This window comes from Pseudomonas corrugata (assembly GCF_050920615.1).
In the GTDB taxonomy this organism is placed as follows: Bacteria; Pseudomonadota; Gammaproteobacteria; order Pseudomonadales; family Pseudomonadaceae; genus Aquipseudomonas; species Aquipseudomonas corrugata.
In genome coordinates, this window is sequence record NZ_CP130434.1 from 2,593,669 (window position 1) to 2,612,131 (window position 18,463).

Sequence of the window (18,463 nt, forward strand, 5' to 3'; positions counted from 1 at the left end):
GAGCAAGCTTTGCTCCCACAGTTTGCTCCGGCAGCGATCCCTTGCCTTATCGGTCTTCCAGTGCCGTCAGGATCCGGTGCGCGGCCTTCACCCGTTCCTCGATGGGGTAGTTCCTGTTCGCCAACAGCACGATGCCCATGTTCTTGCCAGGCACGAAAGCCGCATAGGCGCCGAAGCCGCCGGTCGACCCGGTCTTGTTGATCCACGCGCCGTTCGGGGCCGGGCGGGGCGGGTCAAGAGGTTCGACCTTGTTCGGCTTCATGGCAACTTCCACCGAATTACCAGCCAGCAGCTCGCTTACTGTCACCGGGTAAGGGTAGAACTCCCAGCCCAGTCCCTGGGTCATGCCGCCAACCTTGTAGAACCCGGTGTGGGTGGTGGAGATGGCTTGCTGCAGATCAGGGTCGAGTTTTTCCGGCCGCAGGTTGGCCTCCACGAAACGGATCAGGTCCGAGGCGCTGGTTTTCACACCATAGGCCTCGGAGTCCATTGCCCCGGGACCGACCCGGACTGGTTTGCCGTCCTTAGCGTAGCCTTGGGCATATCGGTTCGCCTCTGATGCCGGCACTCGCAGGTAACTGTGCTTGAGGCCCAGGCCCGGCATCAACGTCTGCTCCATCGCCTCATCGAAGGGGCGATCCAGGCTGCGGGCTGCCAGATAGCCGAACAGGCCGATACTCGGGTTCGAATAGAGTCGTTGGGTGCCCGCCGGGTAAAGCGGGTTCCAGGCCTTGTAATAATCGAACATCCGGTCCGGGTGATCCGCGGCGTCGGGAAATTGCAACGGCAACCCACCCGCGGTGTAGGTGGCGAGGTTGAGAAGACTGATGTTTTCCAGGGCTGCACCGTGCAACTCGGGGGCGTAGCGGCCGGCCGGATCCGATAGCGACAGCTTGCCCCGGGCCTGGGCATAGGCGCCGAGGGTCGCGGTGAAGGTCTTGCTGACCGAGCCTATTTCAAAGAGGGTCTGGTCTGTGACCGGCTGTTTCGTCTCCCTGGAGGTCACGCCGTAATTGAAATAATGGGGCTGGCCGTCCAGCGTGATCGCCACGGCCATGCCGGCGATGTCCTGTCGTTTCATCAAGGGTTCGATAACCGCATTGACGGTGTCTTCGAGGCGATCCTGGGCAAAGCCCGGCATGATTCCACACCCCAGCAAAAAGGTGCCTGCGAGTATCGATCGGGTCATTTGCATATTGACCGTTCTCCATGAATGGCAAGAGTTCAAGCCGCTCTGCATCCGGCAGCCTTGACGGCTCAATGCACTGTTGGGGTGCATGCTTTGGAGCGCACTCTAGGAAGTTTTCGGTGACCAGGCAACCCGAGGCCTTCCGCTTGAGGGCAGGTTCCGAGTCATCCGACGAGGGAGAAAGAGCAATCCTACAAAAAGCCTGGGTCGCGCAGGCCGGTTGTCCATTGGCAAACCACCACAAATCCATGGCCTCCGGGTAGACTTGCGCTCTTTCCAGAGGAGTTCACATGAGTTACTACCAGCCCGGCATTCTTGCCACCCCTGTTCCGCCTCAGGCCCGTCACTTGTTTTTCGCCCTGGAATCGGTCGAGGCGCTGCCGGCTGCGATCGACAGGTTGGTGCTGCAACTGGACGGTCGTGAGGTGATCGGTCTTGGCGAGTCGCTGGTCCAGGCGTTGGGCGCGCAGATCGAAGGCTTGCGGGCGTTTCCTGCCCTGGCGGGCGTGGGCGTGGACAATCCTTCGACCCAGCACGCATTGTGGTGCTGGCTGCACGGCGAAGACCGTGGCGAACTGCTGCACCGCAGCCGCGCCATCGAGGCGGCGCTGGCACCGGCGTTGCGCCTGGTGCAAATGAACGAAACCTTCCGCCACATGACCGGCCACGATCTGACGGGTTACGAAGACGGCACCGAGAACCCGCACGACGAAGCCGCCATCGCCGCGGCCCTGGCACAGGGCGCCGACGGGCTGCGAGGCGGCAGTTTCGCGGCGATCCAGCAGTGGCAGCACGATCTGGACGGCTTTGCGGCCCTGCAACCCCACGAGCGCGACAACATCATGGGCCGGCGGCTGAGCGACAACGAAGAGCTCGACGATGCGCCGGAGTCGGCCCACGTCAAACGCACCGCCCAGGAAAGCTTCGCGCCAGAAGCCTTCGTCGTGCGCCGCTCCATGCCGTGGATCGAGGGGGATCGGGCCGGCCTGATGTTTCTCGCGTTCGGTTTCTCCCTCGACGCTTTCGAGGCGCAACTGCGGCGCATGAGCGGTCTTGAAGATGGCATCACCGATGGCTTGTATCGCATGAGTCGGCCAATTACCGGCGGCTACTACTGGTGCCCGCCGTTGCTGGACGGGCGCCTGGATCTGCGGGCCCTGGTCGGGGGTTGTGCAAAAGCGTGACGTGAACGCTATTCTTGGCCCCGGATGTCTACCGTGAAACAGGGGAAGCAGCGTGGATAAAGTCATCGTGATCACCGGTGGTGGCCGTGGTATCGGGGCGGCTACGGCGTTACTGGCTGCCGAACTGGGATATCGGATCTGCATCAACTACCAGTCCGATGAAAACGCCGCGCAGGATGTGCTGGCGCAGGTCCGCGCCAAGGGCGCGCAGGCCATTGCCGTGCGCGCCGACGTGAGCATCGAGGATGAGGTGATCGGCCTGTTCAACCGGGTGGATGCGGAGCTGGGGCGCGTCACGGCACTGGTGAACAACGCCGGTACCGTCGCGCACAAGTCCCGGCTCGATGAGATGTCCGAGTTCCGCATCCTCAAGATCATGAAGACCAACGTGCTGGGGCCCATTCTCTGCGCCAAGCACGCCGTGCTGCGCATGTCCCCCCGGCATGGCGGGCAGGGCGGCAGTATCGTCAACGTGTCATCGGTGGCCGCCCGTCTGGGCTCGCCGAACGAATACGTCGACTATGCCGCTTCCAAGGGCGCGCTGGATACCTTCACCATTGGCTTGTCAAAGGAAGTGGCTGGCGAGGGTATCCGCGTCAATGCGGTTCGTCCGGGTTACATCTACACCGATTTCCATGCACTCAGCGGCGATCCGGAGCGGGTCAGCAAGCTGGAATCGGCAATCCCCATGGCCCGGGGCGGTCGTCCGGATGAAGTGGCCGAAGCGATTATCTGGCTGCTGTCGGACAAGGCTTCGTATGCCACCGGGACGTTTGTGGATTTGGGTGGGGGGCGCTGAGTTTCGTCAGTACCCGCCCCATCGCGAACGGGCTCGCTCCCACAATGAATCTCCGGTGGTCTTGTACTCAGGTTCACAGCGGATCATGTGGGAGCGAGCCTGCTCGCGATGGAGCCGCCAGCGACAGCCCGATCTCAGAACGACCGGATAATCCGTCCCAACGTCTCCATGGCCTTTTCCGAAGCTTCGTTCCAAGGGCTGCCGTAGTTCAAGCGAATGCAGTTCCTGAACCGCCGGGTCGCTGAAAATATCGGGCCCGGGGCGATGCTGATGCCTTGGGCCAGAGCCATCTGGAACAATTTCAGCGAGTCTATCTGTTCCGGCAGTTCCAGCCACAGGAAGTAACCCCCGGCCGGGTGGCTGACGCGGGTCTGGGCCGGGAAATGGCGGGCGATGGCGGCGAGCATGGCGCTTTGCTGTTCTTCCAGGGCGTAGCGCAGTTTGCGCAGGTGACGGTCGTAGCCGCCGTGCTGCAGGTAATCGGCGATGGCGGCCTGGGCCGGCATCGAGGCGCACAGCGAGGTCATGAGTTTCAGGCGCTCGATTTTCTGCGCGTAGCGGCCGGCGGCAACCCAGCCGATGCGGTATCCCGGTGCCAGGCTCTTGGCAAACGATCCGCAGTGCATCACCAATCCTTCGGTGTCGAACACCTTGGCCGGCTTCGGAGCCTGCTGCCCGTAATAGAGTTCGGCGTACACGTCATCCTCGATCAATGGCACCTGATGGCGACGCAACAGCGCCACCAGTGCCTGTTTCCGTTCCTCGGGCATGGTCGCGCCCATGGGGTTCTGGAAACTGGTCATGCACCAGCACGCTTTGATCGGATGGCGTTCCAGGGTTTGCTCCAGTACGTCCAGGTCGATGCCATCGCGCGGATGCACGGGGATCTCCACGGCCTTGAGCTTGAGCCGTTCCAGCACTTGCAGGCTGGCATAGAAGGCCGGTGCCTCGATGGCCACCAGGTCGCCGGGCTCGGTCACGGCTTGCAGGCACAGGTTCAAGGCTTCCAGGGCGCCGTTGGTGACCAGCAGTTCCTCCATGGGTAGCATCAGCCCACCGATCATGTAGCGCAGGGCGATCTGGCGGCGCAATTGCGGGTTGCCCGGCGACATGTCGGTGACCACCACCCGCGGGTCCATATTCCGCGTGGCGCTGGACAGTGAGCGGGACAACCGTTGCAGCGGGAACAGTGTCGGGCTGGGAAAGGCCGATCCGAAGGGCACGGTGCCCGGATCCTTGATTGAATTCAGTACCGAGAACACCAGTTCGCTGACATCGACCTCAGTGGATTCGTGCACCTGGCTACTGATGACCGGCTCGGAAAATGGTCTTGGCGCATGGTTATTGACGAAGTAGCCCGAACGCGGCCGGGCGCGAATCAGACCGCGCCGTTCAAGCAGGTAGTACGCCTGGAACACCGTCGACGGGCTGACGCCGTAGGTCTGGCTGGCGTAGCGCACCGACGGCACTCGCTGTCCCGGTCCCAGCATGCCGGAGCGGATCAGTTCAGCGATGTCGTCGGCGAATTTCTCGTAGCGTTTCATTTCCGGTCCAGTCATCAACGGTTCAGGTTGCGCATCAACTGTGGGGGAGCCTGCTCGCGATGAGGCCAGTACAATCAACCTTGATGTGTCTGACGGTCCGCTATCGCGAGCAGGCTCGCTCCCACAAAAAATAGCTCTGCATCTTAAGGCTTCAGCGATTCATCGGTGCGACAAAGCGGCTTTTCGCCACGCTATGGATGGCAGGTTCGTCGCTGTCGGCCACCTTGAAGACAATTTCCTGTGAACCGCTGCGGGGGTGTTCGCTGAGCATCGCCACCGACACCGGTACATCGACGATTTCCCCCGGCGCCAGGCTCAGCCGGGTCTTGCCCTGCAGGACGAAGTCGTCGCCGTCCACCAGGGAAAGCTGATAGTCCTGGTGTTGCTGGGTCTTATTGATGATCTTCAGGCTGTAGATGTTCTCGATCAGGCCCTGACTGTTTTCGCGGAACAGGCCACGGTCCTTGCTCACGTCCAGGGATACCATGGGCCGCTCCACCAACGCCACCACCAGTGCGGCGATCATCACCAGCAGCACGGCGGTATAACCAATCAGCCGCGGTCGCAGCAGGTGAGTCTTGCCGCCCTGCAACTGACGTTCGGAGGTGTATTTGACCAGCCCGCGGGCGTAACCCATCTTGTCCATGATCGAATCGCAGGCGTCGATGCAGGCCGCGCAGCCGATACATTCCATTTGCAGGCCGTCGCGGATATCGATACCGGTCGGGCAGACCTGCACGCACATCTGGCAGTCAATGCAGTCCCCCAGGCCGAGATTGGCCGGGTTCACGTCGCGCTTGCGGGGGCCGCGGATTTCGCCGCGGGCCGCATCGTAGGAAATGGTCAGGGTGTCCTTGTCGAACATCACGCTCTGAAACCGTGCATAGGGGCACATGTGCATGCACACCGCTTCACGCAGCCAGCCGGCATTGAGGTAGGTGGCTCCGGTGAAGAACAGGACCCAGAACAGGCTGACACCGGCCATCTGCAGGGTCAGTAGCTCTTCGGCCAGGGGGCGGATCGGCGTGAAGTAGCCGACGAAGGTCAGACCGGTGAGCAGGCTGATCGCCAGCCACAATGTGTGCTTGGCCGAGCGGCGCAGCAGTTTATTCAGGCTCCAGGGCGCGGCGTGCAGCTTGATGCGTTGGTTGCGATCACCCTCGGTGATCTTCTCGCACCACATGAAGATCCAGGTCCAGGAGCTCTGCGGGCAGGTGTAGCCGCACCACACCCGGCCGGCGAATACGGTGATCGCAAACAGGCCGAAGGCGGCGATGATCAGCAGCGCCGACAGCAGGATGAAATCCTGGGGCCAGAAGGTTGCGCCGAAAATGTGGAATTTGCTTTCGGCCAGATCCCAGAGCACCGCCTGGCGTCCGCCCCAGTTCAACCACACCGTGCCGAAGAACAGCAGGAACAGCACGCCGGCGCCGCTGATGCGCAAGGTGCGGAACAAACCGCTGAAGCTGCGGGTGTGGATCAGGTTGTCGGTGGTCCTGGCCTTGATCTTCACGGGCGCAGGTTCGAAGGTCTGTATCAACTGGACGGGGATTCTATCGCTCATGGTCGGTCGCTCATCAGCCTTATCTGGCCTGCGCACTATGACCATCGAACTGTTTTCATAACAGACTCAGGTGTTTCGATAAAAACCGGATCAGATGGCCTGGAGGCCAGATACTGCGACAGGTTGAAGCACCCTTATTTCCCCATGGTGAGGGTTTATCTGTGGCGAGGGGATGAATCCCCCGCCACAAGGTGCCCACTTGCCGACAAGGTGGTGCTCAAATCGCCGAGCCGCTGTCGCTGGCCTTGAGGTGCTTGCGCTCATCGGTCGCGCCGGCCACGGTCAAGGCATCAGCTTCAGCCTCGGTGATGTAGACGCGCTCGCCATCGAGCTCCACCGCCGACATGGCCTTATCCGCGTCGGTGATGATCATCAGCTCGCTGGCGCAATAGTGTCTCGGGCCATTGGGGGTATCGAAACTACAGGTCTGGCGGTCGATGGTTACGGTCATGGTGTTGCTCCTTCCTGATGTCCTGAGCGTTAGGCGCCTCCCGCTTGCCAGGGTTCGTTGCGCCGGATCAGCGGTCGGTGCACCTCTGGCGTCCGTTGCGGTCCATCGTTTATCGACTGCATGAGGAGGGGGCGTATGGAGGCGTGGTGGCATCAGGTCTGGATCACCCTGCAATCGGAATTCGCCGACATCGGCGATACCGAACAGATGACGCGGGTCACGGTGCGCCTGCTGATGGCCGCGCTGCTCGGTGGCATTCTGGGGTTCGAGCGTGAACACAAGGGTAAGGCTGCCGGCGTGCGCACCCACATGCTCGTAGCGATTGGCGCGGCGCTTTTCGTGCTGGTGCCGCAGATGTCCGGCTCCCAGGATGACGCCATGAGCAGGGTGGTGCAGGGCGTGATCGCCGGCATCGGTTTCCTGGGGGCGGGCACGATCCTGAAGAACAACCAGGGGGATGAAAGTCACGTAAAGGGCCTGACCACTGCCGCCGGCCTGTGGATGACGGCGGCCATCGGTGTCGCCGCCGGGTTGGGCCGGGAAGCGACCGCAGTGCTGAGCACGTTGCTGGCATTGGCGGTCTTCAGTGTGATGCCGGTGATCGTCCGGGCGCTGGACAAGGATGACAAGCCGTGATCCGGTGTTAAGCCTCAATACAACACCTGTGGGAGCGAGCCTGCTCGCGAAGCGGTATGTCAGTCACAGATGGGGCGCCTGGCATTCCGTCATCGCGAGCAGGCTCGCTCCCACAGGTTCTCCACTACGCTTGTCTTTCACACCCGTTCCGGCGGCGCCTCGTTCGGTGGATCGCCCACCGGCTGCTGTGGGGCGAGTGGAGGGTCTTTCTCCGGAATAGGTTCCGGGTCGGGACCGGGAGGCGGCAGGGTGGGGTCGTCGATATTGGGATCGGGGGTTTCGGCCGGGATGGGAATATTCATCAGGACGGGTCTCCGTGACACACATGGCTTGAGTCGTGCTTACTGCTGTTGACCACCCTGGGCCGGGTTTTATCCCGGTCACCGCCAGGCAAATCCCGCTGAACTTTTCCCTGCCGGTCCGGTTCGGAGTTTAAGTGAGTTCTTTCAGGGACCAATTTTCAAAGACCAGTGGGCCTTCACCGCCATAACGTCCATGGGGCGTAAAAGGAGCGATGCTCGATGACTGCCGAACACCCGACCGACTTGGCGTACAACCCGAATCTACCGCTGTCCCACGCCTTGTTGCTGCCACGTATTGCGATTGAAGACACCATGCCGGTGATCGACGGCGGGCAGTTTGCCGCCAAGGCCGTGGCGGGGCAGGACGTCACGGTGACCAGCAAGGTCTTCACCGATGGCCATGACAAACTGGCCGTGCGAATCCGCTGGCGTGCACTGGACGATGAGGCGTGGAACAGCGAGGTCATGACCGACCTGGGCAACAATGGCTGGCGGGGCCAGTTCAATGTGCCTGCCCAGGGTCGATATGTATTTTGCATCGAGGCGTGGTTCGACCAGTTCGCCAGTTTCTGCTACGAATTGGAAAAGAAGTACAGCGCCGGCGTCCCCATCAGCCTGGAATTGCAGGAAGGGCGCAATCATGTGCTACAGGCCGCCGAGCGCAGCGAGGGCGAGTTGCGCGAACAACTGGCCGCGTTGCATCACGAGCTTTCGGGGTTGTTGCCGGCCGAGCAGGTGGCCTTGTTCCTCATACCGCACAGTGCCGAGCTGATGTCTCTAGCCGATCACCGGCCTTACCTGAGCATCAGCCCCGAGTACCCACTGGATGTCGAGCGAGAACGGGCCGAGTTCGCCAGTTGGTATGAACTGTTTCCCCGCTCGATCACTGATGATCCCAGTCGTCACGGCACGTTCAACGATGTGCATTCGCGCCTGGCGATGATCCAGGACATGGGCTTTGACGTCCTGTATTTCCCACCGATTCATCCCATTGGGCGCAGCTTTCGCAAAGGGCCGAACAACTCCCTCACCGCCGGCCCCGACGATCCTGGCAGCCCTTATGCTATCGGTAGCGAGGAGGGTGGGCATGAGGCAATCCATCCGCAACTGGGCAGCCGGGAAGACTTTCGGCGCCTGGTGGCGGCGGCGCAGGCCCATGGCCTGGAAATCGCCCTCGATTTCGCCATCCAGTGTTCCCAGGACCACCCCTGGCTCAAGCAGCATCCGGGCTGGTTCAGTTGGCGGCCGGACGGCACGATCAAGTACGCGGAAAATCCGCCGAAGAAATATCAGGATATCGTCAATGTCGACTTCTACGCGGCGGAGGCAATTCCCAGCTTGTGGACGGAGTTGCGGGACATTGTGGTGGGGTGGGTCAACGAAGGCGTGAAGATGTTCCGCGTCGACAATCCCCATACCAAACCCCTGCCGTTCTGGCAGTGGCTGATCGCTGATGTGCGGGCCCGACATCCCGAGGTGATCTTCCTCGCCGAAGCCTTTACCACGCCGGCGATGATGGCCCGGCTGGGCAAGGTCGGCTATTCCCAGAGCTACACCTATTTCACCTGGCGCAACACCAAGACCGAGCTGGCGACCTACCTCAGCGAGCTCAACCAGTCGCCGTGGCGCGAGTGCTATCGACCGAACTTCTTCGTCAATACGCCCGACATCAATCCGGCTTTTCTCCATGAGTCGGGGCGCGCGGGTTTTCTGATCCGTGCGGCGTTGGCGACCATGGGCTCGGGCCTGTGGGGGATGTATTCGGGCTTCGAACTCTGCGAGTCGGCGCCGGTGCCGGGCAAGGAGGAATACCTCGATTCGGAAAAGTACGAAATCCGGCCGAGGGAATTCACCGCACCGGGCAACATCATTGCCGAAATCGCCCAGCTCAACCGTATCCGTCGCCAGAACCCCGCGCTGCATACGCACCTGGGCCTGAAAATCTACAACGCCTGGAACGACAACATTCTGTTTTTCGGCAAGCGCACGCCTGACGGCAGCAATTTCATCCTGGTGGCGGTCAGCCTCGATCCGCACAACCCCCAGGAAGCCGATTTCGAACTGCCGTTGTGGGAGATGGGCCTGCCGGACGACGCCCAGACCCAGGGCGAGGACTTGATGAACGGGCACCGCTGGACCTGGTATGGCAAGTACCAGTTCATGCGCATTGACCCGGGGTACCAACCGTTCGGGATCTGGCGGATCAGCACGTCTTGAGAGGTTCTATGGCGAGCGCAATGGTGAGGCAACCTGTGGGAGCAAGGCTTGCCCGCGATGAAGCTGACGCGATCTTCCAGAAACCGAGGCGCCTGTATCGCGAGCAAGCTTTGCTCCCACAGACAGATCCTCTTGCCCTAAAGAACAGCGCAAGCCCGTCCCAGCGGCTTTATTGAATTCATCAGGAGTTGCACATGGCGAAGAAACCGCGGTCAGCCACCTTCATCAAGGACCCGCTCTGGTACAAGGACGCGGTGATCTATCAGGTACACGTCAAATCGTATTTCGATTCCAACAACGACGGTATCGGCGACTTTCCTGGTCTGATCGCCAAGCTGGACTACATCGCCGACCTGGGCGTCAACACCATCTGGCTGCTGCCGTTCTATCCATCGCCCCGGCGCGACGATGGTTATGACATTGCCGAGTACCGTGGCGTCAGTCCCGACTACGGCACCATGGCCGATGCGCGGCGTTTCATCGCCGAAGCCCACAAGCGCAACCTGAGGGTCATCACCGAACTGGTCATCAACCACACCTCCGACCAGCACCCGTGGTTCCAGCGGGCACGCAAGGCCAAGCGCGGCTCCAAGGCGCGGGATTTCTACGTCTGGTCCGATGACGACCACAAGTACGACGGCACCCGGATCATTTTCCTCGACACCGAGAAGTCCAACTGGACCTGGGACCCGGTGGCCGGCCAGTACTTCTGGCACCGCTTCTATTCCCACCAGCCGGACCTCAACTTCGACAACCCTCAGGTCATCAAGGCCGTGCTGTCGGTGATGCGCTATTGGCTGGACATGGGCATCGACGGCTTGCGCCTGGACGCGATCCCGTACCTGATCGAGCGCGATGGTACCAACAACGAGAACCTGCCCGAGACCCATGATGTCCTCAAGCTGATCCGCGCCGAGATCGACGCCAACTACCCCGACCGCATGCTGCTGGCCGAAGCCAATCAATGGCCGGAGGACACCCAACTGTACTTCGGCGATGTCGATGCCCAGGGACTGAACGGTGACGAATGCCACATGGCGTTCCACTTCCCGCTGATGCCGCGCATGTACATGGCGCTGGCCCAGGAAGACCGCTTCCCCATCACCGACATCCTGCGCCAGACGCCCGAGATTCCGGCCAATTGCCAATGGGCGATTTTCCTGCGCAACCATGATGAGCTGACCCTGGAAATGGTCACCGACAAGGAGCGCGACTACCTGTGGAATTACTATGCGGCCGACCGTCGGGCGCGCATCAACCTGGGCATCCGTCGACGCCTGGCGCCGCTGGTGGAGCGCGACCGTCGTCGGGTCGAATTGCTCAACAGCCTGCTGCTGTCGATGCCCGGCACGCCGACCTTGTACTACGGTGACGAAATCGGCATGGGCGACAACATCTACCTGGGTGACCGCGACGGTGTGCGCACGCCGATGCAGTGGTCCATCGACCGCAATGGCGGCTTCTCCCGGGCCGACCCGGCCAGCCTGGTGCTGCCACCGATCATGGACCCGCAGTACGGCTATCAGTCGGTCAACGTCGAAACCCAGGCGGGCGATCCGCATTCGCTGCTCAACTGGACCCGGCGGATGCTGGCGGTGCGCAAGCAGTCCAAGGCTTTCGGTCGTGGCACCCTGAAGATGCTGTCGCCGAGTAACCGGCGGATCCTGGCCTATACCCGCGAATACACCGGTGCGGATGGCAAGCATGAAATCATCCTGTGCGTGGCCAACGTGTCCCGCAGCGCCCAGGCCGCCGAACTGGACCTGTCGGCTTACGCCGGCATGGTCCCGGTGGAGATGCTGGGAGGTAATGCCTTCCCGCCCATTGGCCATCTGAATTTCCTCCTGACCCTGGCGCCTTATGGCTTCTATTGGTTCGCCCTGGCGGCGGAAAACCAGATGCCGAGTTGGCACGTGGAGCCGGCCCAGAGCCTGCCGGACTTCACCACTCTGGTCTTGAAAAAACGCCTGGAAGAGTTGCTCGAAGCGCCTTCGCGCACCACCCTGGAGCAGACCATCCTGCCGAGCTGGTTGCAGAACCGGCGCTGGTTCGCCGGCAAGGACAGTGCCATCGAGAAGGTCGACATCGTCTATGGCGTGCGCTTCGGTGATCCTCAGCACCCGGTGCTGCTCAGCGAAATCGACGTCACCAGCGGCGGTCAGACGCTGCGTTATCAACTGCCCTTCGGTCTCCTGGCAGAAGATCAGGTCGGCGCGGCGCTTCCGCAACAACTGGCGCTATCCCGGGTCCGCCGGGTGCGTCAGGTGGGGTTGATCACCGATGCGTTCAGCCTGGAAAGCTTCATCCGGGCAGTGCTGAACAGCATGCAGGCGGCCACGGTGCTGCCATGCACCGATGGCGAGTTGCGTTTCGAACCCACCGAGGGGTTGGCTGCGCTGAACCTGGGCGCCGAGCCGCAGGTGCGTTACCTGTCCGCGGAGCAGTCCAACAGTTCGGTGGTGGTGGGCGGCAGCCTGGTGCTCAAGCTGATCCGCAAGGTCGCTTCCGGGGTGCACCCGGAACTGGAGATGAGTGCCTACCTGACCGCCGCGGGTTTCAGCAATATTTCACCGCTGCTGGGTTCGGTGATCCGTCGCGACGCTCAGGGTGAGGATGCGCTGTTGATGATCGCCCAAGGCTACCTGAGCAACCAGGGTGACGCTTGGGAGTGGACCCAGAACAACCTTGAGCGAGCCTTGCGCGATGAGCTGGCTGATGCGGTGTCCGAGCAGGAGCAGCATTACAACGCCTTGGGTGAACTGAAGGACTTCGCCGGCATGCTCGGCCAGCGACTGGGTGAAATGCACCAAGTGCTCGCCCAGGCCACCGAGAACCCTGACTTCGCCCCGCAGAAAACCACGGCCAGGGACGCCCAAGCCATCGGCCGCGACGTGGCCGCCCAGGTGGAAAACGCCTTGCGTTTGCTCAAGCAGCACCAAGGCCGATTGAACCCGGCGGACCAAGCCATGGTCGCACGCTTGCTGGAGCAGAAAAAAACCGTCCTGGCCCACGTTCAGGAGTTGGCTGGCAAGGCCGTCGGTGGCTTGCGCATCCGGGTTCATGGCGACTTGCATCTGGGACAGGTGCTAGTGATCAAAGGCGATGCCTACCTGATCGACTTCGAGGGCGAACCGGCGCGGCCGTTGCATGAGCGTCGGGGCAAGCACAGCCCGTACAAGGATGTCAGCGGCGTGCTGCGCTCCTTCGACTACGCGGCGGCCATGGCGATTCACTTGCACACTGTCGACAGCACGGCCGATGCCGACGCGGCGCGGCAACGCGTCGCAGATCGTTATTTAACTGAGGCGCGTCAGGCATTTATCCAGGCATATCGACTGGCGGCAGCTAGTCTTGCCCATGAGTGGAAGGATGCTGAAGGCGAAGACGCCGCGCTGGCGTTGTTCGGCCTGGAGAAGGCGGCCTATGAAGTGGCCTATGAAGCCGAGAATCGCCCCGCCTGGCTGCCCGTGCCGTTGCACGGTCTGTACGGGTTATTGAGTGGGCTTGAACCCTTTTCCGACTTGGGCGGACCGATTTAGTGGAGAGCATCATGAGCGTCTCGAACAAGGAACCACAGGGACAGGCCAAAGAATCTTTGCTGCCGTCCCCCCGTGATATCGACGCGCTGGTGCGTGCCGAACATCACGATCCGTTTTCCATCCTGGGGCCACACGGTGACGGTAGCGGCGGACAGTTCATCCGGGCGTACCTGCCCGGTGCGCTGAGCGTGCACGTGATCGCCCGTGACGGCGCCGAGGAGTTGGGCGAGCTGCATCTGGGCGACACGCCGGGACTGTTCGTCGGCCACTTCGATCATGCCCAGCCTTATCTGCTGCGCACCCGCTGGGCCGGTGGTGAGCAGGTGGCCGAAGATCCCTACAGCTTCGGGCCGTTGCTGGGGGAAATGGATCTCTACCTGTTTGCCGAAGGTAATCATCGCGATCTCAGTTCCTGCCTGGGAGCGCAACTGACCACCGTCGATGGTGTCGACGGCGTGCGGTTCGCCGTCTGGGCGCCGAATGCTCGACGGGTGTCGGTGGTCGGTGACTTCAACGCCTGGGACGGACGCCGGCATCCGATGCGCATCCGTTATCCGTCGGGCGTATGGGAGTTGTTTATCCCGCGCCTGGGGGCTGGAGAAGCCTACAAGTATGAAGTCCTTGGCGCTCACGGCATCCTGCCGCTCAAGGCCGACCCGGTGGCGCTGGCCAGCCAGATGCCTCCGGACACCGCGTCGAAAGTCGCTTCGCCGTTGAAAATCGAATGGCAGGACGGCGAATGGATGCAGCACCGTCGCGAACGCCAGGTGCCCAGTGCACCGTTGTCGATCTATGAATTGCACGCCGGTTCCTGGCAATGCGAAATCGACGAGGCCGGGGAGGTGGCCCGGCAATACAACTGGCATGAGCTGGCCGAGCGGCTCATTCCCTACGTCAAGGAGCTGGGCTTTACCCACATCGAGCTGATGCCGATCATGGAGCACCCGTTCGGCGGCTCCTGGGGTTATCAGCCCTTGTCTCAGTTCGCGCCGACGGCGCGCTTCGGCTCTCCGGACGATTTTGCCGCGTTCGTCAATGCCTGCCACCAGGCCGACCTCGGCGTGATTCTCGACTGGGTGCCGGCGCATTTCCCCACCGACACCCACGGCCTGGCCCAGTTCGACGGCACGGCGTTGTACGAGTATGGCAATCCGCTGGAAGGCTTCCACCAGGATTGGGACACCCTGATCTATAACCTGGGACGCACCGAGGTCCACGGCTTCATGCTGGCTTCGGCCCTGCACTGGTTGAAGCATTTCCATGTCGACGGCCTGCGTGTGGATGCCGTGGCGTCGATGTTGTATCGCGACTATTCGCGCAAGGCCGGGGAATGGGTGCCTAACCGCCACGGTGGGCGCGAGAACCTGGAGGCCATCGATTTCCTGCGCCACCTCAACGATGTGGTCGCTCTGGAGGCGCCGGGCGCGCTGGTCATCGCCGAAGAGTCTACCGCGTGGCCAGGTGTCAGCCAGAGCACGCAACAGGGTGGCCTGGGCTTCGCCTACAAGTGGAACATGGGCTGGATGCACGATTCGCTGCATTACATCCAACAGGATCCTGTGTACCGCGCCCATCATCACAACGAATTGAGCTTTGGCCTGGTGTACGCCTGGTCCGAGCGGTTCGTCTTGCCGATTTCCCATGACGAAGTGGTTCATGGCAAACGCTCGCTGATCGACAAGATGCCCGGTGACCGCTGGCAGAAATTCGCCAACCTGCGCGCCTACCTCAGTTTTATGTGGGGCCATCCGGGCAAGAAGCTGTTGTTCATGGGCTGCGAGTTCGGTCAGTGGCGCGAGTGGAACCATGACCAGCAACTGGACTGGTACCTGACGCAATACGCCGAACACCGTGGGGTGCAGAAGCTGGTGGGCGACCTGAACCGACTCTATCGCGAGGAGCCGGCGCTGCACGATCAGGATGACGCGCCCCAAGGGTTCCAGTGGTTGATCGGCGACGACGCAATGAACAGCGTCTACGCCTGGCTACGCTGGAGCAAGGAGGGCCGACCGGTGTTGGTGGTCGCCAACTTCACGCCGGTGCCTCGTGAGGCCTATCGCGTTGGCGTGCCTTTCGCCGGGCGTTGGGTGGAATTGCTCAACAGCGATGCCGACACCTATGCCGGCTCCAACTACGGCAACGGCGGCGGTGCCTCCACCGAAGCAGTGCCCAGCCATGGCCAGGCGTTGTCCCTTGAGCTGAACCTGCCGCCGCTGGCGGTATTGATCTTGCGCCCGGAGGGGTAGCCTCCTGCGTGATCCGGTAAGTCTGACCTGGCCGAAAGTGGGACGAGCCTGCTCGCGACAGCGTTCGTCACAGCCAACATCGCTCTGACAGTCAGCAGGCAAAAAAAACCGGCGCAACCGAGGTTGCGCCGGTGGTGTTGCCGGTGGCTTTGCGGATATTCGTGGGTCCGCTCAGCCACCGTTGAGCCCGTTGCCGGTTAAGGCCGTTCCAGGGCCAGGGCTACGCCCTGGCCGCCGCCGATGCACAGCGTTGCAAGGCCTTTGCTGGCGTCGCGCTTGATCATCTCATGCAACAGCGACACCAGTACCCGGCAGCCCGATGCACCGATCGGGTGGCCCAGGGCGATGGCACCGCCATTGACGTTGACCTTGTCCATGTCCCACTTCAGCTCCCTGGCCACGGCCAGCGACTGGGCGGCAAAGGCTTCGTTGGCTTCAATCAGGTCCAGTTGCTCCAGGGACCAGCCGGCCTTGTCCAGGCAGCGGCGGGTGGCCGAGACCGGGCCGATGCCCATGATGGCCGGGTCGACCCCGGCGTTGGCGTAGGCACTGATTTTCGCCAGCACTGGCAAGCCCAGGGTCTTGGCTTTTTCAGCGCTCATCAACAGCACCGCCGCCGCACCGTCATTGAGCGACGAAGCGTTGCCAGCGGTGACGCTGCCGTCCTTCTTGAAGGCGGGCTTGAGTTTACCCAGGGATTCGGCGGTGGTGCCGGCCCGTGGTTGTTCGTCGGTGGCAAAGGTCAGCGGATCGCCCTTGCGCTGGGGAATCAGGATCGGCGTGATCTCATCGGCGAAGCGACCACCTTCAATCGCGGCCACGGCTTTCTGCTGGGACGCGGCGGCAAAGGCATCCTGTTCCTCGCGACTGATGCCGTACTTGTCCACCAGGTTTTCGGCTGTGATGCCCATGTGGTAATCGTTGAAGGCGTCCCACAAACCATCGGTGATCATGCTGTCGATCATCTGTGCATGGCCCATGCGCAGGCCCGTGCGTGCGGCCGGCAGCACGTAGGGGGCCAGGCTCATGTTTTCCATGCCGCCGGCAATGATGACGTCGGCATCGCCGCAGCGGATCGCCTGGGCACCGAGGTGCAACGCCTTGAGGCCCGAGCCACAGACCTTGTTCAGGGTCATCGCGGGTACTGCATGGGGCAGCCCGGCCAGAATCGACGCCTGGCGCGCCGGGTTCTGCCCGGAGCCTGCGGTCAGTACCTGGCCTAGAATCACTTCATCGACCTGCTCGCCGGAAAGCCCGGTCTGCTCCAGCAGGCGGCGGATCACCGCTGCGCCGAGTTCCGGTGCAGCAATGGAAGCCAGCGAACCCTGGAAGCTGCCGATGGCGGTACGGGTGGCGGCGACAATCACGACTTCTTGCATCGAATCTCTCCTCACTGGGCAGCGAACTGCATTTCAGGAACATGGTCCGGCACGATCAATTTGCCGGCGGTCTTGGCGACGATTTCCTCGACGCTGACGCCCGGGGCACGTTCTTTCAGGATGAAGGCTCCGTCCTGGATTTCCAGGTAAGCCAGGTCGGTCAGCACGCGCTTGATGCAACCGGCGCCGGTCAGCGGCAGGCTGCAACGGGGCAGCAGCTTCGATTCGCCGTCCTTGGACGCATGGGTCATGGTGACGATGATGTTCTCGGCACCGGCCACCAGATCCATCGCACCGCCCATACCCTTGACCAGCTTGCCAGGGATCATCCACGAGGCAATGTTACCTTCGACGTCCACCTCGAACGCACCGAGTACGGTCAGGTCGATGTGACCGCCGCGGATCATGGCGAACGATTCGGCCGAAGAGAAAATCGATGCGCCGATACGTGCGGTGACGGTCTGCTTGCCGGCATTGATCATGTCGGCATCGACTTCGGCCTCGGTGGGGAACGCGCCCATGCCGAGCAAGCCGTTTTCCGATTGCAGCATGACTTCCATGCCTTCGGGGATGTAGTTGGCGACCAGGGTGGGAATGCCGATACCCAGGTTCACGTAGTAGCCGTCCTGCATTTCGCGGGCGACGCGTTGAGCCATTTGTTCGCGGGAAAGTGCCATGTCGTTATTCCTTCTTTGGCTGGAGGCTGGGGATCACTTGCGTACGGTGCGCTGTTCGATGCGTTTCTCGAACGTGCCGCAGATGACTCGGTCGACGTAGATGCCAGGGGTGTGGATCTGCGTCGGGTCCAGCTCGCCGGGTTCGACGATCTCTTCGACTTCGACCACGGTGATCTTGCCTGCCGTGGCGGCCAGCGGGTTGAAGTTCTGCGCGGTGTGGCGATAGACCACGTTGCCGAAATGGTCGGCTTTCCAGCCTTTGACGATGGCGAAGTCGCCGGTAATGGACTCTTCCATCAGGTATTGGCGGCCGTGGAATTCACGCACTTCCTTGCCCTCAGCCACCGGAGTACCGACGCCGGTGGCGGTGAAGAACGCGGGGATGCCTGCACCGCCGGCACGCATTTTTTCCGCGAGGGTGCCTTGGGGAGTGAGCTGGACTTCGATCTCGCCGCTCAACAATTGCTGCTCGAAGAGGGCGTTCTCGCCCACGTAGGAGGCAATCACTTTGCGGATCTGCCGGTCTTCCAGGAGCACGCCGAGGCCGAAGCCGTCGACGCCGCAGTTGTTGGAGACCACGGTGAGGTCGCGGATGCCCTTGCGCTTGATCTCGGCGATCAGGTTTTCCGGAATGCCGCACAGGCCAAAGCCGCCGGCAATGACGGTCATGCCGTCCTTCAAGCCAGCCAGCGCTTCTTCATAGGAACTCACACGTTTGTCGAAACCTGCCATAGAC

The 18,463-nt window shown here is 62.0% G+C and carries 14 protein-coding genes; 6 read left to right on the forward strand and 8 right to left on the reverse strand.

All coding sequences use genetic code 11. The features are described from left to right. Positions 1–46: 46 nt before the first annotated feature. Positions 47–1,195, reverse strand: coding sequence for a class C beta-lactamase (gene ampC / locus QZH45_RS11980; RefSeq protein ID WP_024781343.1), 1,149 nt, complete (start codon positions 1,193–1,195; stop codon positions 47–49). 284 nt (positions 1,196–1,479) lie between these two features. On the opposite strand from ampC, the gene QZH45_RS11985 reads away from it, so the two are divergent. Next, a complete protein-coding gene (locus QZH45_RS11985; protein WP_024781344.1) occupies positions 1,480–2,373 on the forward strand; it encodes a Dyp-type peroxidase in 894 nt (297 codons plus the stop codon). Positions 2,374–2,425: 52 nt separating this feature from the next. After that, entirely contained in the window at positions 2,426–3,172 is a 747-nt protein-coding gene (locus QZH45_RS11990) for an SDR family oxidoreductase (protein ID WP_024781345.1), read from the forward strand. 134 nt (positions 3,173–3,306) lie between these two features. On the opposite strand, the gene mapR is transcribed toward QZH45_RS11990, so the two are convergent. From mapR to QZH45_RS12005, 3 genes are all read right to left on the reverse strand, one after another. Continuing rightward, complete coding sequence (gene mapR / locus QZH45_RS11995; RefSeq protein WP_024781346.1) at positions 3,307–4,716, reverse strand: GntR family transcriptional regulator MpaR; 1,410 nt, start codon at positions 4,714–4,716, stop codon at positions 3,307–3,309. A gap of 151 nt (positions 4,717–4,867) precedes the next feature. Beyond that, the gene (gene ccoG / locus QZH45_RS12000; protein ID WP_024781347.1) at positions 4,868–6,280 is read right to left on the reverse strand and encodes a cytochrome c oxidase accessory protein CcoG; all 1,413 of its coding nucleotides are present in this window, start codon (positions 6,278–6,280) and stop codon (positions 4,868–4,870) included. 217 nt (positions 6,281–6,497) lie between these two features. Further along, the gene (locus QZH45_RS12005; protein WP_024781348.1) at positions 6,498–6,731 is read right to left on the reverse strand and encodes a DUF3203 family protein; all 234 of its coding nucleotides are present in this window, start codon (positions 6,729–6,731) and stop codon (positions 6,498–6,500) included. 135 nt (positions 6,732–6,866) lie between these two features. Between QZH45_RS12005 and QZH45_RS12010 the strand changes: the two genes are divergently transcribed. Then, on the forward strand, positions 6,867–7,367 hold the full coding sequence (locus QZH45_RS12010; protein ID WP_024781349.1) for an MgtC/SapB family protein: 501 nt from the start codon (positions 6,867–6,869) through the stop codon (positions 7,365–7,367). A 137-nt stretch (positions 7,368–7,504) separates the two neighbouring features. Here QZH45_RS12010 and QZH45_RS12015 read toward each other — a convergent pair whose 3' ends face one another. Then, complete coding sequence (locus QZH45_RS12015) at positions 7,505–7,669, reverse strand: hypothetical protein (RefSeq protein WP_167355733.1); 165 nt, start codon at positions 7,667–7,669, stop codon at positions 7,505–7,507. A 219-nt stretch (positions 7,670–7,888) separates the two neighbouring features. On the opposite strand from QZH45_RS12015, the gene QZH45_RS12020 reads away from it, so the two are divergent. From QZH45_RS12020 to glgB, 3 genes are all read left to right on the forward strand, one after another. Further along, positions 7,889–9,886, forward strand: a complete 1,998-nt coding sequence (locus tag QZH45_RS12020; protein ID WP_053191556.1) for an alpha-1,4-glucan--maltose-1-phosphate maltosyltransferase — start codon at positions 7,889–7,891, stop codon at positions 9,884–9,886. A 194-nt stretch (positions 9,887–10,080) separates the two neighbouring features. Next, positions 10,081–13,425, forward strand: coding sequence for a maltose alpha-D-glucosyltransferase (treS, locus tag QZH45_RS12025; protein ID WP_055135134.1), 3,345 nt, complete (start codon positions 10,081–10,083; stop codon positions 13,423–13,425). 11 nt (positions 13,426–13,436) lie between these two features. Beyond that, complete coding sequence (gene glgB / locus QZH45_RS12030) at positions 13,437–15,671, forward strand: 1,4-alpha-glucan branching protein GlgB (RefSeq protein WP_024781352.1); 2,235 nt, start codon at positions 13,437–13,439, stop codon at positions 15,669–15,671. 197 nt (positions 15,672–15,868) lie between these two features. Here glgB and QZH45_RS12035 read toward each other — a convergent pair whose 3' ends face one another. Genes QZH45_RS12035 through QZH45_RS12045 form a run of 3 tightly spaced genes read right to left on the reverse strand, consistent with a single transcriptional unit; the run spans position 15,869 to position 18,459 of the window. Continuing rightward, the gene (locus QZH45_RS12035; protein ID WP_024781353.1) at positions 15,869–17,050 is read right to left on the reverse strand and encodes an acetyl-CoA C-acetyltransferase; all 1,182 of its coding nucleotides are present in this window, start codon (positions 17,048–17,050) and stop codon (positions 15,869–15,871) included. Positions 17,051–17,061: 11 nt separating this feature from the next. Further along, positions 17,062–17,727, reverse strand: coding sequence for a CoA transferase subunit B (locus QZH45_RS12040; RefSeq protein WP_003180355.1), 666 nt, complete (start codon positions 17,725–17,727; stop codon positions 17,062–17,064). 33 nt (positions 17,728–17,760) lie between these two features. Then, the gene (locus QZH45_RS12045; RefSeq protein WP_041023642.1) at positions 17,761–18,459 is read right to left on the reverse strand and encodes a CoA transferase subunit A; all 699 of its coding nucleotides are present in this window, start codon (positions 18,457–18,459) and stop codon (positions 17,761–17,763) included. Between the last annotated feature and the right edge of the window lie 4 nt (positions 18,460–18,463).

Excerpts from the sequence above, each read along its gene's own strand:
- mapR (WP_024781346.1), bottom strand. The coding sequence starts at position 4,716 with ATGAAACGCTACGAGAAATTCGCCGACGACATCGCTGAACTGATCCGC.
- QZH45_RS12040 (WP_003180355.1), bottom strand. The coding sequence starts at position 17,727 with ATGGCACTTTCCCGCGAACAAATGGCTCAACGCGTCGCCCGCGAAATG.
- QZH45_RS12035 (WP_024781353.1), bottom strand. The coding sequence starts at position 17,050 with ATGCAAGAAGTCGTGATTGTCGCCGCCACCCGTACCGCCATCGGCAGC.
- QZH45_RS11985 (WP_024781344.1), top strand. The coding sequence starts at position 1,480 with ATGAGTTACTACCAGCCCGGCATTCTTGCCACCCCTGTTCCGCCTCAG.
- QZH45_RS12045 (WP_041023642.1), bottom strand. The coding sequence starts at position 18,459 with ATGGCAGGTTTCGACAAACGTGTGAGTTCCTATGAAGAAGCGCTGGCT.
- QZH45_RS12005 (WP_024781348.1), bottom strand. The coding sequence starts at position 6,731 with ATGACCGTAACCATCGACCGCCAGACCTGTAGTTTCGATACCCCCAAT.
- ccoG (WP_024781347.1), bottom strand. The coding sequence starts at position 6,280 with ATGAGCGATAGAATCCCCGTCCAGTTGATACAGACCTTCGAACCTGCG.
- QZH45_RS12010 (WP_024781349.1), top strand. The coding sequence starts at position 6,867 with ATGGAGGCGTGGTGGCATCAGGTCTGGATCACCCTGCAATCGGAATTC.
- glgB (WP_024781352.1), top strand. The coding sequence starts at position 13,437 with ATGAGCGTCTCGAACAAGGAACCACAGGGACAGGCCAAAGAATCTTTG.
- treS (WP_055135134.1), top strand. The coding sequence starts at position 10,081 with ATGGCGAAGAAACCGCGGTCAGCCACCTTCATCAAGGACCCGCTCTGG.
- QZH45_RS12015 (WP_167355733.1), bottom strand. The coding sequence starts at position 7,669 with ATGAATATTCCCATCCCGGCCGAAACCCCCGATCCCAATATCGACGAC.
- ampC (WP_024781343.1), bottom strand. The coding sequence starts at position 1,195 with ATGCAAATGACCCGATCGATACTCGCAGGCACCTTTTTGCTGGGGTGT.
- QZH45_RS12020 (WP_053191556.1), top strand. The coding sequence starts at position 7,889 with ATGACTGCCGAACACCCGACCGACTTGGCGTACAACCCGAATCTACCG.